This window comes from Bacteroidia bacterium, assembly GCA_033391075.1.
Taxonomy (GTDB): Bacteria; Bacteroidota; Bacteroidia; order J057; family J057; genus JAWPMV01.
The window spans coordinates 5,663,582-5,681,054 of record JAWPMV010000001.1; the positions used below are offsets into that span (position 1 = coordinate 5,663,582).

Here is a 17,473-nt window from a genome sequence, read left to right on the forward strand (position 1 = left end):
AACACTCTAATTCATTCTAACTCCATTTTTTAAAAGAATTGGTAATTCCTCTTCAATCATTCCTTCAACTTTCAAGCTTCCTACCGCATATTCGAATGAAAACTCTATATCTTTTCCAGCCCCTAAAGAATCATAAAAGGCTGTCGAAAAAGTAGAGGAATATTCTTCTTGAAGAGGAACCTGAAGGGCAATTACGTAGGGTACAATTTGTAATATTGCTTTCGTTTGCTTGCTCAAGTAATTTATGTTAAAAATTATACATTCAAGGTTCTCGGTTGCAGTATTTATCAAGTCTTTTAAGGCCTGATCCGGAACTACCCTACTGATTCCTAAGTTATTCTCAATTGTCAATCCCTCAAAAGTTGATTCTGAACCTTGGCAAAAGTGAAGAATTTGAGGATTATTATCTAGTAAAATCCTTCTGAGATCTTTAATCTTAGCGATATGCTTATGTACAAAACTATATGTATCTCTTTCCTTTGCTAGTTTTAGGCTTTCTTGTATTTCCCTTAACTCTCTTCCGAATTGCATATTCGCATATGACAGAAATAGAATTTGTGAGGTATTAATTTGTGGGAGGTCAATCAAGTATCTATTCATTGCCAGCATGATGGAATCATTATGTCGATTTTCGATGATACACCTTATTAATAAGTCTCTAAAACCGTCATGCGTTACAAGGAAACTTCTGCTCAGGGTTGAAAAAGAAGATTCCGCTCTTTTTCGGAATAAATCTAGTGGAGCAGTTACTGGGTTGAGGGTAGGATATAATCCTTTAAATTCATCTAGAAATTGGGCAGCCTCCTTATATAACTCCTTATATAATTTTTGCTCAAATAATCTTTTGATCCGAAATACTTTAAGCCTAGAATTCAGTTCATAATAAAGTGTTGTAGAATTAAATTTATCTATAATTAAGAGTTCAAAATTTCGGACAACATTACTTATTAAATGATCCTGAGTTTCTTTGAAAGAAATCAATAGTAATTCTGTATCAAGACTACTGAAAGTTTCTAGAATACGTGTTATCCCCAATTTATAAAAGCTTAAAACGCTATTTTGATCAAAACAAAGTATAACTATCTCAGTATCAGAAATAGTTTCTATCAATAGATCTATAGCTTGATTATCTATTCTGCTTTTATCAAAAATAGAGAAATCTATATTTCCCCAATATTCCTCTAATCTCAATTTTGCACTATTCAGACAGTTATAAGAAATCAGATCTATCTTGTTTTCTTCAAATAAGGGAATGAACAAGCACTTGACATTTTCCTTTTTAGTAATCAAGCTCATTTCAGTAAAATACTTTTTGTCCAATTAGCAATTTGATCCAAAGTAACCTCTAAGTTATTTGGAGAATATTTGAAATAGGTACTGAGGTCCAGGCTATGTATCCAATTAGCATCTTCAATCACTATTGGGATCAGTGTTGTTTTTGTTTCCTGACAAATGCTAAACGTTTTCATTGTCAAAGGATTAGGGATAGAGAAATCCGCGATCACATAATTTGATCTATTTATGCGATTCTTAAGGTCTGGTATTATTTCATTATCATAGAAAAATATTTCTACCCCATTATCTACAAAGTATTGGCTTATCAACTCCTTTTTTTGAAAAATAGAAGAACTCTCAGGTAAAATGAAAAGTCCTTCATTAGATTTGTACTCTTTCTCTTGGAAGGATTTACTATATAGAGGTTCCTTCGGCGGCGGCATGATTTCATTAAACGAAGAACCTCCTACTCCATCTAATAAGTCTTTTACCAGGAACTTTCGTCTTAGCTCTGGAGCAAAATAATCTTTCATCCCCATTTCTTCATAAATTAGAAGGCTTTTATAGTCTACAACTTCCTTGGAGTATTTATCTAGTGGAATCATTGCTTTAACACCAATGTCTACATAAGTCCTATGGATCAAGTCAAATTGTCCCCTGATAAAAGACAGCAAATCTCTTTTATATCCATCACCATGTACCTCAATAAAGATTTTGCGTTCTGTTAAATCTGCTTTAATAAGAGATTTACATCCATCCTTCTGAATAATAGCCCCATATCTCCAATAATTATTCTCATTTATGAGTGAGTGAACCTTAACAATAAATCTAGACATTATTGCTGGAGGCAGAACATTATAATGGTATTGGAATCTTAAAATATCACTATTATGGTTATCCCATTCGATTTTTGGTCGATCTTTAGCAAAACCACTGGGAACGTAATATGTCTTGGGCTTATCAGGAATCTGATAACAAAGCTCAAATTTAAGCATCATCCCAATAATGAATTGTCTCTCTCTAATGGTAGGGTATTTGTAATTATCAAGAATCAAATCAATTTCTTGGTCTGTTATGACCCCTCTATTAGCAATTAAAGCATATGAATTAATGATTTTGTAAACTCCATGGGTGATCCATTCTGGATTAATTACATAGGTGTCACTAAGTATTTTATCTTCTGTAAAATTCAATACGATACCAAGATCATGTAAAAGGTCTACCAAAACCTGCCTGCTCCTATCATTTAGCTCTGGAGCTATACGCATTGTTAAATTCTCATACTCAGAATAGCTTATATAATCTTTATTTATTGAAACCACTTTTTCTTTTATTGCTAAATAGCTCTCTGGAATATGATCATCAAGGTGAGGCAAATTCCTGAGCCCTTTGATGATATTTTCTTTTAATGATTCTATACCAAAATTCGCTACGCAAGAAGTTTCTACAATTTCAATTACATTAGGATATTTCTCTAGAAGACTTGCTTTTCCTATATCCATAGGATGTGTCTCACATTTATTTATAGCAATTATGATAGGAACAGATCCAGCGTATGATCCTATCAATTTCAACCAATATTCAAGTTCAGAATCTCCATATGAATCTTCTATCCTGGGGTTGATTACCAAAACGTAAACAGATCTTGAGGTCATAAAGAATCTATGCGTTGCATGCATAATTTCTTGACCACCAAAATCCCAAATATGAGCAACTATTTCAGTGTCATTAACCCTTATTCGCCAATCATTTATAGCTATACCATCGGTTTTTACTTCATCCGAATTGTACAAACCTTGCGTCAACATTTTGATCAAAGACGTTTTTCCAACAAATCCTGATCCAAGAAAAATTAGCTTTGCTTCTTTAAGAGAGTAATTGTTCTGAGGAATTTTTTCTACATTCTTTAAATCATTAATGAATTGAATAATTTCAAGAGGCTCTCTTTTGTATAGCTGATCCGGAATATTAAATTGGTTCCCCTTTAAGTTTAACCCTAATTTTCTGTCATCATATCTCTTATTCGTCTGAAGGTTTGATAAGCTCAAAAATTCCTCAGGCAAATCACTTAAATTATTCCCCTTTAAGTCTAGGCGTTCCAAGTACTTTAATTTTGCCAATTCCTTTGGAACAGATAATAACCTATTATCTCTTAGGTAAAGCTTCTGTAGGTTTTTTAAGTTTCCTATTTCTTCAGGTAGAGCTACAAGTTGATTATCGCTTAAAATCAACTTCTCAAGCTTATCAAGATTAGTTAACCCTAAAGGGATTTCTTTTAACCTATTCCCTTTTAAATTTAAATTCTTTATTGTTGATAAATTTTCAATTTTATGCGAAATCCTATCAATATAGTTGTTAAATAAATCAAGCAGTTCCAGATTGCTAAAATCAGAAATATAATCAGGTATTATCTCAATTAAATTTTTCCGGGCATAAAATTCTTTAAGATTTTTCAAGCCTGTTATCTGTTTGGGAATATTTTCAAATTTATTGGAGCTTAAGTGTAGAGTCTTAAGACATTTTAGTGAGCCTATTTCTTCTGGGAGAGAGCTAAGCTCATTCCATGCTAGATGAAGAAGTTCTAAATTTGGAAGATCACCTATTATCTTAGGTAATTTAGTCAGCTTTAGACCCGTTAAATCTAACTGTTTAGAGTCCTTATCAATTGCTTCCTCAATCCTTAAAACTGCCTGCTCAAAAGGATCAAGGTTGATATCAACATTCATATTACGAATTTGGAAAAGTTGTGAACTAGTAATTTAGTATTTCTTCTGAAATGAATATTCATTTCAGAGAAATAAAAAAGGACAAAGGGCCAAAATATTTATAGTTTTTGTAATAGGCTGGTTAACCACTATTTTCCCCCATCAAAACCCCAATCAGCCTCTCCTTCTCCGCAATAATCCTTTCACAATCCTCAACCCGCTTCTCCAGTCCCTGGATAATCAGATCCTTCTTCCCAACTACCTCCTTCACCTCGAAAAAATAAGCAGGCTCCACCTCAAAGGCCGTAATCACCGCCTGGATCTTACTAGCCTTCCAGTCGGGATTATCCAACAGCTTAGTAATATGCTGTTTAGTTGTTCCCAATACTTCCGCCAACCTAGTTTGGGTAATATTTTTTTTTGAGAGTAATTCTCTCACTTTCAGACCGATGTGTTGTTTGTAGTCCATGGATGTATATCTGAATTTTGGATAGTAACATATTTTTATTACTATTGTGTTCTGTAATTATTTAGAATCTATGACGATTATTTGGTCGACACTTTCTTTTTGCTTTTGTCTTGGAAGAAATTCCTTTAATGTCTTTCCAACTTTTTCTCTCAAAAGTTGGGCAAAAAGTCGAAACGAATTAACCAAGGCCAAATGCACATATCCATCCCCGTCGCATTCGTTTCATCCCCAGCGCACTTTCTTTGTTTCTTTTACTCATCTTCGATTTTAAGTTTCTGTAATAAAAATATACTACAAGTATACACAAAATAAGCACAATATGGACCCAATTACCCAAAAACTCATCGAATTAAACCCCAAAAGGCGTAAGTATGCCATTAGCTATTTGCTGGAGAATTATGAAAAAGGAAGTCGCGGGAAGGTTGTAGGACAGCTCATTGAGCTATGTGGAGAAGGAATGAGGTTAGCGACCTTTCACAAAATCAGAGGGCTAAAGATTGGAGAACATGGAAGCATGCGCGGAGATCATATCCTCCTGATGATGGACTTCTTTGGTATAGAGGAACGAAAATACTTCGAGCTCTACAATGCCCAAGATTTATCCTATACCCTTCCCCAAACCTGATAGCCCCAAATAAGCGCGCTGGAGTTGAACCGAATGTGCGCGGATGGAATTGCGGGTAGGCCTTGGTTGATTCGGTTCGATTTTTTGCTCCACTTTTTTCTAAAAAAAAGTGGAAAGACATTAAGAAAATCATTCAAGAAATATGCAATCCCATTTATGGGACCAGACCAGCTATTACCATGACTAATACAAAATCCTACTGCCAGGAAAGACTAGAAGAACTCGGTATAAACCCTGAGATAAACAAAATCCGAGTTGTCGAACCTCAATCCGGCCAAAGACGAGAAATCGCTTTCTTTGTACCTGATCATCTAAACGACGATATTCTGATACATTATGTATCTCTTCAGTCAGAACGGGAAACTTATCTAAAATCCAAAAAGGAAAGACCCTATATCGTTCGCCGCAAGAAGGTGATTGAGAAGGGCGCCAAATATATTTCCCCTGCTGGAGCCAGTACCCGGCCATTCTTTCCGAGGTCCATTATCCAGAAATATGCTTTGGGCGAAAAGATCAGAACCTTGATTATCACCGAAGGGCAGTTCAAAGCCTTCAAAGGCTGTATGCATGGCCTGGATGTGATTGGGGTTTCTGGTATACATAACCTAAAGAATGCAGCTAAGGATCGCTTGCATAAGGACCTGGGAGAGATTATTGAAAAATGCCAGGTGGAGAATGTGGTATTTCTGATTGATGCGGATTTGAAAGAAGTACATTATGCTCCAGATCCTGATGATCCAGAAGCAGAAGAGAATCGCGACCTGGCCAAGCGTCCCTATTCCTTTTGCTCTGCTGTAAACAATTTCAAAGAGCTCCTAAAGGCATTTGAGGTGGAGACCTACTTCTGCCATATTCGAGAAGAACTTTCTGTCAAAGCCAAAGGCCTGGATGATCTCCTGGTTTATCACAAAGGAAGAGAAGAACTGGTTGTTTCTGATCTATTACTCCTCGGAAGTGCTCCTCAAAAGTATTTCAAAACCCAGCAGCTATCCAAAATGAGTTTCCCACAGTTTAAGCAGTATTTCCACATCAACAATGTGCAGGACTTTTATACCACTTATAGCCATATTATTGGCTCAGGAATCTTCACCTGGCTTCGAGGTAAATATCAATACAAAGATACGCCCGATGGTGGTGAAGTCGAGCTCCTTCGGCATCCAGATAGCTATATGTACATCCGAGTAGGCTGCGATTATTATAAAAAGATCAATAAGCTCAACGCAGCTGGAGAACTGGAACCTCAGCTGAAGATTTGGCGGGTAGGAGAAATTCAGCGGGATTATGTCTATACCAAAGTTTGTCCCAATATCTTTTCCATGATCCCCAAATATGACTGCTTTACCAATTATCCCGACCATAGCGAAAATTACAAGCAAATTATCAAGGCCCAGGATTCGGTGAATTACAATATATATTTCCCCCTCCCCCACACAATGCAGCCAGGTACTTGGGAATGCATTGACAAATTCATCCACCATATCTTCGGCAAGCAGTATGAAATGGGCATGGATTATCTCAACATCCTCTACCGCTTTCCTTTGCAAAAGCAATACATCCTCTGCCTGGTCAATGAACTTCGAAATACGGGCAAAAGTACCTTTCTCTTTTTCTTGCGAATGATGTTTGGAGAGAATGTTACCATTGCCTCTTCCGATGATTTCAATGATTCCTTCAACAGCTCCTATGCTTCCAAATTGGTGGTAGGAATTGATGAGGGTTTTATTGACAAGAAGACGGTACTTGAACGGCTCAAGTCTATGTCCACCAGCCCTAAGATCAATATGAATGCTAAGGGCCGGGACAAGCAGGAGATTGATTTCTTCGCCAAGTTTGTGCTGACCTCCAATGATGAACGCAATTTTGTCAACATAGATCAGCAGGAAATTCGCTTTTGGGTAGTAAAGGTTCCGCAGTTCAAGGAAGAGGATCCAGACCTTATCCACAAGATGAAAGCTGAGATGCCCGCCTTTCTCTATTACCTATCCAATAGGCAAATTACTCACCCCAAGAAAAGTCGCATGTGGTTTTCTCATGAGCTTGTTGAAACGGATGCCCTCAAGCATATCAAGCAGTCTTCCAAATCCTGGATTGAGAAATCCATCATTCATTATGTTACGAGTATGATGAAGGACTTTGGGGAAGAGCGGATTTTGCTTACCCTGAGTGATATTGTTCGATACCTCAATAAGGAGCAAGGGAATCGATATAAGGATTTTCATATTGCTCAGACCTTGAAAGAGAAGATGAAGCTAAAGCCACTCAAGCAGCAACGTTATAAGATTCCGGTTTGGGATTTTGGAGAGTTTGCTGATATCAAAATATTTCAAAGTAAAAATGGGAGGCCTTATGAGTTCTTATCAACTGAATTTTTGAATGAAGAGGAGCTTTTGGAGGTCAAGGAAACCCAAGAACTTTTGGCAAATTCTAGGTAAAATTTCTAGTGGGGAATTTTCCTGTTTAAACTGTTACTTGTTACATTTTATTTTTAAGTATAAGAAAGTCAAAGGATTATGTGTGTAACAAGCATGTAACCACAAGGTAACAAGAGTGTAACTGGTTACATAGGTGTTACCACCTTGTCACATCTGCAAAAAGCAAAAAAACACACTGATAATCAATCACTTAATTTCACAAAAATTATTTGTAACAACAATAAAATACCAAACAGGAAGGTCAAGACAAGGGGTTTAACTCTGATGACCTTCTAACAAGTCTGAAGCCAACAGTTGAGCCTGTATTAGTTGGATGGCTAAATACTCTCCTAGCACATCTGGCGGTGTCTTTTGATCCTTTATACGTACCACCTCTGAAGATCCGAGCTTCATTTTGTTTTGGAGCAATCGGATTTTTTATCAGTTTTTTGTCCCAAGCTATATCTTTATATTCATAATAATTATCCAGACACCACTCCCAAACATTTCCAAGCATATTTGCAATCCCCAATCGATTTAAATTTGTTTCTCCAGTTTTGGGATTTATTTCATCTACGGCATAAGCTTCTTTCCTCTTGGGTTCACCAAACCAGGCATAATTTTCAAGCTTATCACTTTCATCTCCAAAAAAATATCTCGTTCGGACTGCTTGCTGCCCCCCTCTAACCGCATACTCCCACTCTGATTCTGTAGGTAAACTGGAATTAAGAAAGAGTGAGAAATAATATGCCTCATACCAAGTTCTGCCTGCAACAGGAAGATTGTCTTTATCATCTGGGATTTCTGAATTTTTAAAAGGAAATATAGAAAACAATCTATTTGTTACAGGGTGCTTAGAAATCTCAAAGGTATCAATATGCACCGCATGAAGAGGCACCTCATTGAAATATGTATCTTCCTGTCCCATCCAAAATGTTCCTCCGTCAACTTTAACCCATTCTAGCTTAGAAGCCTGATCTTTTTCAAGTTTTGCTAGTCTTTCTTCTGAGTTCCCTAAATCAAACAAATCATATATTAATCCTCCCGGTTCTAAAGGATGTAGCTCTTCTCGTTCCAATAATTCATGTGCATGATATATCACCTCGCAGTCTTTTTCATTCAAGGTCTTTAGTAAAATATTTAAGGTCTCATGAATCAGCATTTTCTGCATAGATTCATGAATTAAAGGTAGGGATGCCTCAAGAGAATTGATTAACATTAGTTTCGCCTGATTACCTCCCTCCAAACTGACTAGAGATCCGATTAGCTCTGCGGAAGAAATTTTGATTTCAGTGGTGGTTCTCAAAGCAAGAGGTCTATTGATATTCCAAAGTCCATTAATTAGTCTTTGAATTTCTTCTTCTGAGTCTAATAAACCCGCAAAAAGTCTGATCACCTCTTCCCAATGAGGATTTCCAGCCTGACAAATCACAAAGTCAATGTCTTTTTCCAATAAGGAAAGTGCAGTAAAATATTCCCAAAGAGATCTATGTGTAAATGTAAAACCCTCACTTGAATTCTGAATAATGCCCGTATCTCTTTGAACCCTTTCTAAAAATTTTGAAGTTTTACCTATGATATTAGGAGTAATAATTCTTTTCCCAAAAACATTAACATGGTCTACCGGAAAGTGAGATTCCTGCCACAAAAAGAAACGCAGAGACAGGTCTTTCAAGATATTTAATGCTTCCTCAAAATTCTTTTCTTCTAATTTGCCAAACTCGGGATCATATAATCTACCTAGCAGAAATCGAATGCAATTATGATATAGGTCACTTCTTCTTTCAATTAGAGCCGAATCACCACTTTGTTCAAAAGTGAAACAGATCATACTTAGAAGAAAAGGGTTTTCTGCCAGAGATAGGATTCGAGGTGATTTATTTAAAGTATTTATGAGTAAAGAAGCCTTTTCCTTATGATCAAAAAACCACTCATTAATATATTTATGGATCAATTCCTTTTCAAGAGGTTTTACTCTCAAATACTCAAAATTTTGGTAATTGGCTGGATCTAAATTAATTGGCCTAGATGTAACTATTATTCTGCACCTTGGATATTTTTTTGTCAATTTCCCAAGCTCCTCATGAAATGTATTATTAGTAGACTGATCTTCTATTTCGTCAACTCCATCTAACAATAATACCATCGAATTACCAAGAAAAGTATCCTTTTCAGTGAAGATTTCTAAATCGCTGAACTTTTCTAGGCTCCTGTCAATAGCCCATTCAATAAATTTGATTAATGAGCTCTTCTTTCTATTAAAATTTTTGAGCCTTATGTAAACAGGAATAATTTCTTCTTGCTTTTGAATTGATTTCTGAGATGACCGAAAAGCTAAATATCTCAGAAGAGTGGTCTTTCCACTTCCTGGCAGGCCAGAAATAAGAAAAAGCTTTTTAGAGTCATCAGATAATATATTATAGATTTCAAAAGTATGTAAGTCTTCTCTGCTAGAAAAAAAACTTAAAGGGATGAATCCTGAATCCATACCTTTAACTCTATCATTAACCTTTATATCCTGCGATGAACTTTTCTTACCAAATAGAAATATAGTCCCAAATTCCTTGAATACTTTATGACAATATTTTAGTAAAATCTTTGATTTTCTGATATTATCATCTTCACCTGGAAATGCTTGACTTTCATTAAAATCATTATGCCTCTTAATTAATTCAGATAGTTCATCATTACTTATAATTGCTGAGACAAAACTCTTGTAGAATATTTCTACGGATTGGAATGAAAATTTATGCTTTTCAATAAGAGTTTCACTTAACTCATAAAATTTAGGTAGCTGACTTACTTTAAACCAGTTCAATGATTCTAAATCCGCTTTTATTATCTTGATTATTCTTTTTGTCTCTCTCTTTCTTAATCCCTCTTCTTTTCTTAAATGTTTTTTCAGACACTTATAAAATGTTCTTTTGAAGCTCTGCTTCCCTTTAATTAATCTTGTAGCTCCCTTAAAACCTCGTTCTAAGATAAAATCTAAGCCAGGAATATCCATAATCGATCATTTTCAAAAAAGTAGTAATATCAATACTATTTTGCTAAAGTTTGAAGAACTTTTAAGCTCTTATTCAAAACATCAAAATCATTAAAACCTTTATCCAAAGTTGGTAGAGTAAGACCTTCAACATCTTTATATCCTAGGCATTCATCTATTGATCCTAATAATAAAGGACGAGGGCTAATCTCAACGAAATTATTAATTCCCTCCTCAATTAAAGCTTCAATTCCAAATCTAAAAAGAACCGTATTCCTTATGTTAGCACTCCAATAATCCTCACCAAATCTTTCTCCGTCAAGGAATGTACCTTCTACTGTAGAAACAATGGGTATTTCATGAGAAGAAGCCTTAATTCCTCTTAATGAAGATACTAATTCTGGGCACAAATCATCAACCAAATAGCAATGAAAGCCATAGTTAAAACTTAATTCAATAGCGCCTATTTCTAAATCTAAAAGGTAATAATAAAAGTTTTTTATCGACTCTACTTCGCCAGAAAATACAGTTGAAGAAGGTTCATTTACAGCACAGATTGAAACTTTCTCTTGGCCAGGATACTCCACTAATATTTTTTTTGCTTCTTCGTAAAATAACTTAGCCCATAACATTCGTCCTTTACCTGTTAACCTTTCCATTAGCCTACCTCTATGATAAATTACTTTGATTGAATCCTCGAGATTCATAACTCCTGCACAATATGCCGCTGCAACTTCACCAGTACTATGTCCAATAACTGCAGCAGGTTCAAAGCCTTTTTTCTGTAATAAAGTAAAAAGAGCAACTTGAAATGCAAAATAGGCCGGTTGAGCTATTGCAGTATTATCGATTTTCGCATCACTTTTAGAAAGGAATAAAGTATCCTTCAAGGACCAACCACCTATTCTTTTTATCAAATACTCACACTCTTCAATAACATGTCTAAATACTTGTTCCTTTTTGAATAGATCCTTACCTGTTTCTGGCCAAAAGGGGCCCTGACCGGAGAATACAAATGCGGTGTTCATATTATGTCGTTGGAGTTTCTACTTTTTTTAAATCTCTGATTATGTAAATCCTTGGTAGTAAAGTCTATCTCCATTGGAACTTTAAAGTGGTCATCCAAATTTTCACTACAATAATTCAAGATTATACTTCTCATATCATCCTCTTCTGATGAAGTTATTTCACTTATCAACCGAACTTTTGCACAAACAAAATTACCTATAATAGGATTTTCCTTTCCATAAACGACTACATCAATGACACTTTCTATTTCTTGAATCAAATTCTCAACTTCTCCCGGATAGACTTTTTGTCCTCCAACATTAATTATATCTGACTTTCTTCCAAGTATTCTGATAAATTCTCCTTTCTCTTCTACTAAGTCTTGAGTATTAAACCAACCATCCTTACTAATGGGGTTTGGTGAATTTAAATACCCCACCATAGATGATTCTGCCTTTATATGAAGAATCCCATCCACAATTTTTGTTTCAAATCCCTCTCCTCCAACTTTTAAAAATAATGAATCAGAGCTTTCAGACTTAGAGCGTAATATCCCAACCTCTGACAATCCGTAAGTCTGTTGAAGTTTTATTGAGGGAAAAACACTACGAAATTTTTGAAGAGTAAATTCCAGCATTGGCTCTGTACCATATGTAATTAACTTCAAAGATGAGAGGTCATAACTCTCATAATTCCCCCCCAAAAGAATCAAATTCATGAAGGTTGGAGATGTTGGTAGGAGTTCGACCTTATGATTCTCTATCAATTCAAGAATATAATTTGGATCTCTCTGCTCTGCTATCACTAGTGAGCCGCCGTTTGATAGACAATAAAGCATTGTATTTAATCCACCAATATGATCAAACAACAAAAACGAAACCGTTACGAACTTTCTTTTCTTTATAAAGAACTTTTTAAACAATCTGACAAAATCAAGTAAAATGACTTTCATTTCCCCAGTTGATCCAGATGAAAAGAGAATTAATCCTGGTCTTTTATCCACTTTTAAGCTAAGAATAAGGTCATTAGATAACTTATTTCTAACCTTAATTATTTCGAACTCGTCATTCGAGTCTTTTCGAAAGATTAGATCAACATAAGAAGCTTTAACTAAATATTCTATTTGATTTTCATTAATACTTGTTATTGGAACTACAATACAATTCTTACTAATCATTGCAAAAAATAAAGCGATCGTATTAGGGGAATAGTTACTTTGTATTGCACATACAGTCCCAGCCAATACCTTACTCTCATCTAATAGATTTCGGTACTTTTTAATTGATTTAATAAGCCATCCATAATCATACTTTTTATTGCGCCAGATTATAGATGTATTATTCCTTTCTTCGGTGAATACATCAATCAAAAATTTGATATTATCCATTGTGGTAATTATTGAAATATTATTTTGATAGAGCTTCCTTTAGTATTGCTTTCTCCCCGTGACCAGGGAGAATTGTTAAATTTCCTGGCAAACTTCTTAATAACTCAATTGAGTCTAGCATCAGTTTACTATTTCCCCAGTATTCATCTACACTTCCAATTCCACCCTTGAATATGGTGTCTCCGGTAAATAAAATATTTCCAATCCTTATACATATACTACCTAAAGTGTGTCCAGGAGTATAAATGATTTTAATCTGTTGGTTATTTAGATGGACCGAATTCTTAATTGGATAAAAATCAATTAATGGAATCTGAGCTTCAAGATCCTTTTCAATTAAGCCAAGATAAAAAGGCAAGTGCTCTAATAATTCTTCATCTTTTTCATGTAAAAAAAATGGTGAATTTAATACCTCTTTTAGTTTTGAAGATTGCCCAACGTGATCGAAATGCCCATGAGTTGCTATAATTCCTTTTACATTTAGATCATTTTTTCTTACGAAATTAATTATCAATTCATAAGCGCTAGCTGGGTCAATTATAAAACTTCGTTTATCATTATCATGCAAAACATAAGAATTCGTTTTAAGTCTGCCGGTTTGGAATTTTTTAACTTTTAGCAAAACGAAAGGAATTTCTATATGTGTTTAGATTAAAAATCTTCTTCTATTAAATCACAAACAAATATTTTTAACAATTCTATCCTTAAAAATGGACTCGTCTCCTGATTTATGGCACGTTTAAATGTAGCCTTGCTAGTCAAAGAAAAGGTAGGTGCAAATTCTTTTTTAACCTTTCTATCTATTATAACAATTAAATTCACCAACCCAAGAGAATCGAGAACACCAAATTTTCCGAACAAATCTATCTGCTTTAGTAATTCAATTTTTTCAATCTTAGGTAAACCAAGCTCTTGTTCAGAAAAAATCTGCTTTTTCTTTGGCAAAAACCTCATCAATTCAAACAACGATTCAACAATAATTTTTTCTACTATATTCCCATTATCTTTTTTCATTAAACTGATTTCACCTAAATAATGAATTAGAGTTAGCCCTTAATTGTTGTCAAATTAATAAATCGAAAATCTGAGTTGCAATATCCTCTGGCTCAGATAATCTACCTATACCATAGTATCCACAGGTTTGATTACCGAGTGTGGGCTCAATAATTTTATAGCCCCATTTTCTTAAAATATTCAGATTATTTTGTGTGGAAGGGTGCCCATACATTTTTGAATTCATTGCCGGGGCAATTAAACATGGTATTTCTGAGGGCAGAACAGCTACAGCTGATGTTGTGAGAGCATCATCAGCAATTCCATTAACAAGCTTTCCCAGGAAATTAGAGCTAGCAGGAGCTATACAAAATAGCTGTATTTCATTCGTAAATGCAATGTGAGGATGATAGGACTTATCTTGCTTATGATATAAATCAGTTAGAACTGGATTCCCGGTCAAAACTTCAAAATAAAATGGAGTTATAAACTCAGTAGCATTCCTTGTCATGATTACTTTGATATTGAATTTCTTAATTAAAATTCTAATCAAATGACAGGTCTTATAAATGGAGCTAGATCCCGTAACCCCTATTGTAATGTTAGGTCTCATAAAGCAAAAAGTCCTCAGATTAACATAATTTAGAAAAAAACAACTGATTATGGTAACAAATAGAATTTTAAACAAAATTTTTTAAATTTTTATTTTCATTTTATTTTAAAACTTGTAGTTTTATAAAAAAGCAAAACTATGATTCACTATTCTGATTTGGTTGCGGGGATCAAGTCGATCATGAAAGTCAAAGGCATAGATCGCCTTCAGGATCTGGCCCACAAACTCGACATCAAGCCCAGCACCCTTACTAATAACCTCAAATACCTGGCAAAGCATGAGAACTATGATTCGACCTTTGCTCGCAAAGTCTATGAGGTTCTAGGCATAGACGAACAGACACTAAAAAATACTTTAGGAGATCATAGTACCCCTCTCAACACCAGCCACCTCAAACTTCTCGACAGCAAAGCCAATGCCTTTCGCCCTTTGCACAATTCCTATCACCAGGAGATTTTTGACCTTTTAACCAATCTCAGCAAAGGCGATACCTATACCCTGGTTACAACCGACTTCCCTATCGAATTCAAAGATGAAAGCTTTCGCAATACCATTTTGCAATGCCTAAAAGCTGGGGTTGTTTTCCGTTATGTCTTCCCCAATCCCAAGAATAAAGAACTCGAAGCTTTTTTGAATAAATACTGGTCCGGTTTCTTTCCCCATTGGAAATACCTGGGAGAGCAGCATGCAGAGTTTATTGAGCATATTAAGCAGGAAGTAGCCGAAGATGATGACTTCAAGGAGATCCCTGACTTTAGCATGGAAGGCCTGGAAGATCAACTGAGGTATTACCTATGCGATGATCCCCTACTCATGCATCCTATGTTCAAGTTTATGCTTTTGGATAAAGATGTTCTGGGAGAATCCCAGAAGCATGTATTCATAGAAGCCAGTGTGGGAATGTCCTTTTCTTCTGTTTCCTCTGGCTCCTTTAAGTTCTGGTATCCCAGTCCTCATTTAGAAGCCCAGACCTTAGCCAAAAACATCGAATCAACCCTTAAGCTCTAAGCACACCCATGAACGAACAAAAAGTTGATAGAAAAACCATTGTATTATTTCTCTGCATTGCAGGATTTATAGGTGGGCTATTAATAAGCAATATCACAGCTTCCAAACTCTACTTTGTTAGCATCTTTGGTCAGGACTTTACCATACCTGTTGGAACCAGCCTTTTTGCTCTGACCTTCATTTGTACGGATGTCATTTCTGAGGTTTGGGGAAAGCATTATTCATCTCTATTGGTATTAGCAGGATTTCTGGCAAGGATAGGAGCTTTGATCTTCCTCTACTTTGCTGTGAATATCGAAGGCGCAGGAGCTCCCGTTTGGGATAGCCAGGAAGCCTATAGCAATATCTTATCTGGCTCCAGCAGAATCATCCTGGCAGGCATCCTCACCTACCCCGTAAGTCAGCTGACAGATATTTACCTCTTTCACTACCTCAAGAAAAGGCAGCAAGGGAAAAATCTCCTTTGGCTTCGAAATACCACATCTACCTTCTTTTCTCAATTGGTAGACAGTGCAGTATTTGTTTTTATCGCTTTTGGAGGATTATTAGAAACGCCTGTCCTGATCAACATCATCATTGGACAGGTATTGGTAAAATGGGTCATAGCCATGATAGACACGCCAGTTGTCTACATGGTTCGGAATGTAGCATTGGATCGTAAAATCTTTGACTTTTCGGGATGAGTAGAGAAGAATACCTGGGCTATTGGAAGCGGGAAACCAACCGCAACTATGTCAAGAATTTGGACATAGCGGATTTGGAATTAAAACTTCCGCCTCACGTCTTTGATCCGGATCCGGAAATCACCTATTCCACCTCCATCATCCTTGACAATTTTCCTGAGGTAAAAGGGAAAACGGTTTTAGATCTAGGAACCGGAAGCGGAATCATCGCCATGAATTCCAGCAGGCAAGGAGCCAAACTCTGTGTAGGATCAGACATCGACACCAAAGTTCTCCGAGCGGCCAAGGTCAACATCGAGCGAAACGAATTACACAAAGAGGTCATTCTCATTTGGAGCAACCTCTTCCAAAATATCTACAGTTCTTTTGACATCATATTCGCCAACCTCCCCATCTGGGACGAACAAACCTTCGAAACCCATATGGAACTCCTCCAAAGCTATAAGCGCCACCTCAACGAAGGTGGAGAACTTTGGATGTCTTATGCATCCTTTGGAGATAAGCGAATGAATAGCAGCTTCCTCATGCAAAATCATCAGCTAAAGGAAGTATTCGAAGTAACTCGCTTCGGCATTAATTGGAGTCTATTTGTCCTAAAAGGAGACTGATTTAAAGAGAAGCATAAAATGAAAGGACAATACAAAAAATACTATCCTCCTTAACCTCAAAAAAAGCGCGCTGGAGATGGAACGACCGTGCGCGGATGGATTGTGGAGAAGGCCTTGGTTGGGTCGTTCCGATTTTGCGCAACTTTTCTAAAAAGTTGCAAAAGCTCCCATAAAAAAAGGCAGACTCCGGAAACTTTCGACGGCAACCGGAAATCCACCTGGCAAAACGAACCGAGCTATCGGCCCATTTCATTTCAAATGTATGGCTTGATGGCTGGATAAACAACAAAAGACAAGATTATGAACCACCAACGAAGACAAGCCAAACATTTGGACCTATGGAAACACATACGCACCTAGCCCCTGAATCCATCCTAAAACAGGGCACAGAAACTACTATTGCCTACCTGAAAGCCTTGCAAAAGCAGTTCGACTTCGCCAAACACGAATTCGAAGAACAGTATGCCATTAACCAGGAACTCATCCAGGAGAAAATCTGGCTTATGGCCCATCTCTATGCTTTTGTAACCCACTTTCAGATGAACGGCCAGCACCTGGAAAGCTTCCTCGAATCGCAACGGGAATTCATCCACACTCAACATGCATTCATACAGGAAGACTTTACCCACGAACACAAAGACTTGCACAATCTCCAACGTTTTTGCGCTAATCTCCCTACAGTTCAACCCAAAACACAATAAC

The 17,473-nt window shown here is 36.2% G+C and carries 15 protein-coding genes; 6 read left to right on the forward strand and 9 right to left on the reverse strand.

Going from position 1 to position 17,473, the window contains the following annotated elements; translation table 11 throughout:
• Positions 1-6 precede the first annotated feature (6 nt).
• The 3 genes from R8P61_22510 to R8P61_22520 form a co-directional block, all read right to left on the reverse strand.
• Complete coding sequence (locus R8P61_22510) at positions 7-1,296, reverse strand: hypothetical protein (protein ID MDW3649862.1); 1,290 nt, start codon at positions 1,294-1,296, stop codon at positions 7-9.
• Positions 1,293-4,001 (reverse strand): COR domain-containing protein, encoded by a 2,709-nt coding sequence (locus R8P61_22515; GenBank protein ID MDW3649863.1) that lies wholly within the window; start codon positions 3,999-4,001, stop codon positions 1,293-1,295. The genes R8P61_22510 and R8P61_22515 overlap by 4 nt, the downstream gene beginning before the upstream one ends.
• Positions 4,002-4,122: 121 nt before the next feature.
• Positions 4,123-4,449 carry a helix-turn-helix transcriptional regulator gene (locus tag R8P61_22520; GenBank protein MDW3649864.1) on the reverse strand — a complete coding sequence of 109 codons (327 nt, stop codon included), beginning with the start codon at positions 4,447-4,449 and terminating at the stop codon, positions 4,123-4,125.
• A gap of 319 nt (positions 4,450-4,768) precedes the next feature.
• Here R8P61_22520 and R8P61_22525 point away from each other — a divergent pair, with 319 nt between their 5' ends.
• Both R8P61_22525 and R8P61_22530 read left to right on the forward strand, forming a co-directional pair.
• Positions 4,769-5,074, forward strand: a complete 306-nt coding sequence (locus R8P61_22525; GenBank protein MDW3649865.1) for a hypothetical protein — start codon at positions 4,769-4,771, stop codon at positions 5,072-5,074.
• A 179-nt stretch (positions 5,075-5,253) separates the two neighbouring features.
• On the forward strand, positions 5,254-7,506 hold the full coding sequence (locus tag R8P61_22530; GenBank protein ID MDW3649866.1) for a DUF5906 domain-containing protein: 2,253 nt from the start codon (positions 5,254-5,256) through the stop codon (positions 7,504-7,506).
• Between the two features lie 241 nt (positions 7,507-7,747).
• Here R8P61_22530 and R8P61_22535 read toward each other — a convergent pair whose 3' ends face one another.
• The 6 genes from R8P61_22535 to R8P61_22560 are packed head-to-tail and all read right to left on the reverse strand — an operon-like array spanning position 7,748 to position 14,472.
• The gene (locus R8P61_22535) at positions 7,748-10,492 is read right to left on the reverse strand and encodes an SUMF1/EgtB/PvdO family nonheme iron enzyme (GenBank protein MDW3649867.1); all 2,745 of its coding nucleotides are present in this window, start codon (positions 10,490-10,492) and stop codon (positions 7,748-7,750) included.
• A 35-nt stretch (positions 10,493-10,527) separates the two neighbouring features.
• On the reverse strand, positions 10,528-11,499 hold the full coding sequence (locus R8P61_22540; GenBank protein ID MDW3649868.1) for an acyltransferase domain-containing protein: 972 nt from the start codon (positions 11,497-11,499) through the stop codon (positions 10,528-10,530).
• Complete coding sequence (locus R8P61_22545; protein ID MDW3649869.1) at positions 11,496-12,866, reverse strand: fatty acid--CoA ligase family protein; 1,371 nt, start codon at positions 12,864-12,866, stop codon at positions 11,496-11,498. Before R8P61_22545 ends, R8P61_22540 begins: the two co-directional genes overlap by 4 nt.
• 19 nt (positions 12,867-12,885) lie before the next feature.
• Positions 12,886-13,488 (reverse strand): MBL fold metallo-hydrolase, encoded by a 603-nt coding sequence (locus tag R8P61_22550; protein MDW3649870.1) that lies wholly within the window; start codon positions 13,486-13,488, stop codon positions 12,886-12,888.
• Between the two features lie 29 nt (positions 13,489-13,517).
• Positions 13,518-13,880, reverse strand: coding sequence for a hypothetical protein (locus R8P61_22555; GenBank protein MDW3649871.1), 363 nt, complete (start codon positions 13,878-13,880; stop codon positions 13,518-13,520).
• A 49-nt stretch (positions 13,881-13,929) separates the two neighbouring features.
• The gene (locus R8P61_22560; GenBank protein ID MDW3649872.1) at positions 13,930-14,472 is read right to left on the reverse strand and encodes a flavoprotein; all 543 of its coding nucleotides are present in this window, start codon (positions 14,470-14,472) and stop codon (positions 13,930-13,932) included.
• A gap of 138 nt (positions 14,473-14,610) precedes the next feature.
• Between R8P61_22560 and R8P61_22565 the strand changes: the two genes are divergently transcribed.
• From R8P61_22565 to R8P61_22580, 4 genes are all read left to right on the forward strand, one after another.
• Positions 14,611-15,480: a hypothetical protein gene (locus R8P61_22565; GenBank protein ID MDW3649873.1), complete on the forward strand. Its 870-nt coding sequence runs from the start codon at positions 14,611-14,613 to the stop codon at positions 15,478-15,480.
• Positions 15,481-15,488: 8 nt separating this feature from the next.
• Positions 15,489-16,163 carry a queuosine precursor transporter gene (locus R8P61_22570; protein ID MDW3649874.1) on the forward strand — a complete coding sequence of 225 codons (675 nt, stop codon included), beginning with the start codon at positions 15,489-15,491 and terminating at the stop codon, positions 16,161-16,163.
• Positions 16,160-16,771 carry a methyltransferase gene (locus R8P61_22575; GenBank protein ID MDW3649875.1) on the forward strand — a complete coding sequence of 204 codons (612 nt, stop codon included), beginning with the start codon at positions 16,160-16,162 and terminating at the stop codon, positions 16,769-16,771. Before R8P61_22570 ends, R8P61_22575 begins: the two co-directional genes overlap by 4 nt.
• A 338-nt stretch (positions 16,772-17,109) precedes the next feature.
• A complete protein-coding gene (locus R8P61_22580) occupies positions 17,110-17,472 on the forward strand; it encodes a hypothetical protein (protein MDW3649876.1) in 363 nt (120 codons plus the stop codon).
• The last annotated feature ends 1 nt before the right edge of the window (position 17,473 follow it).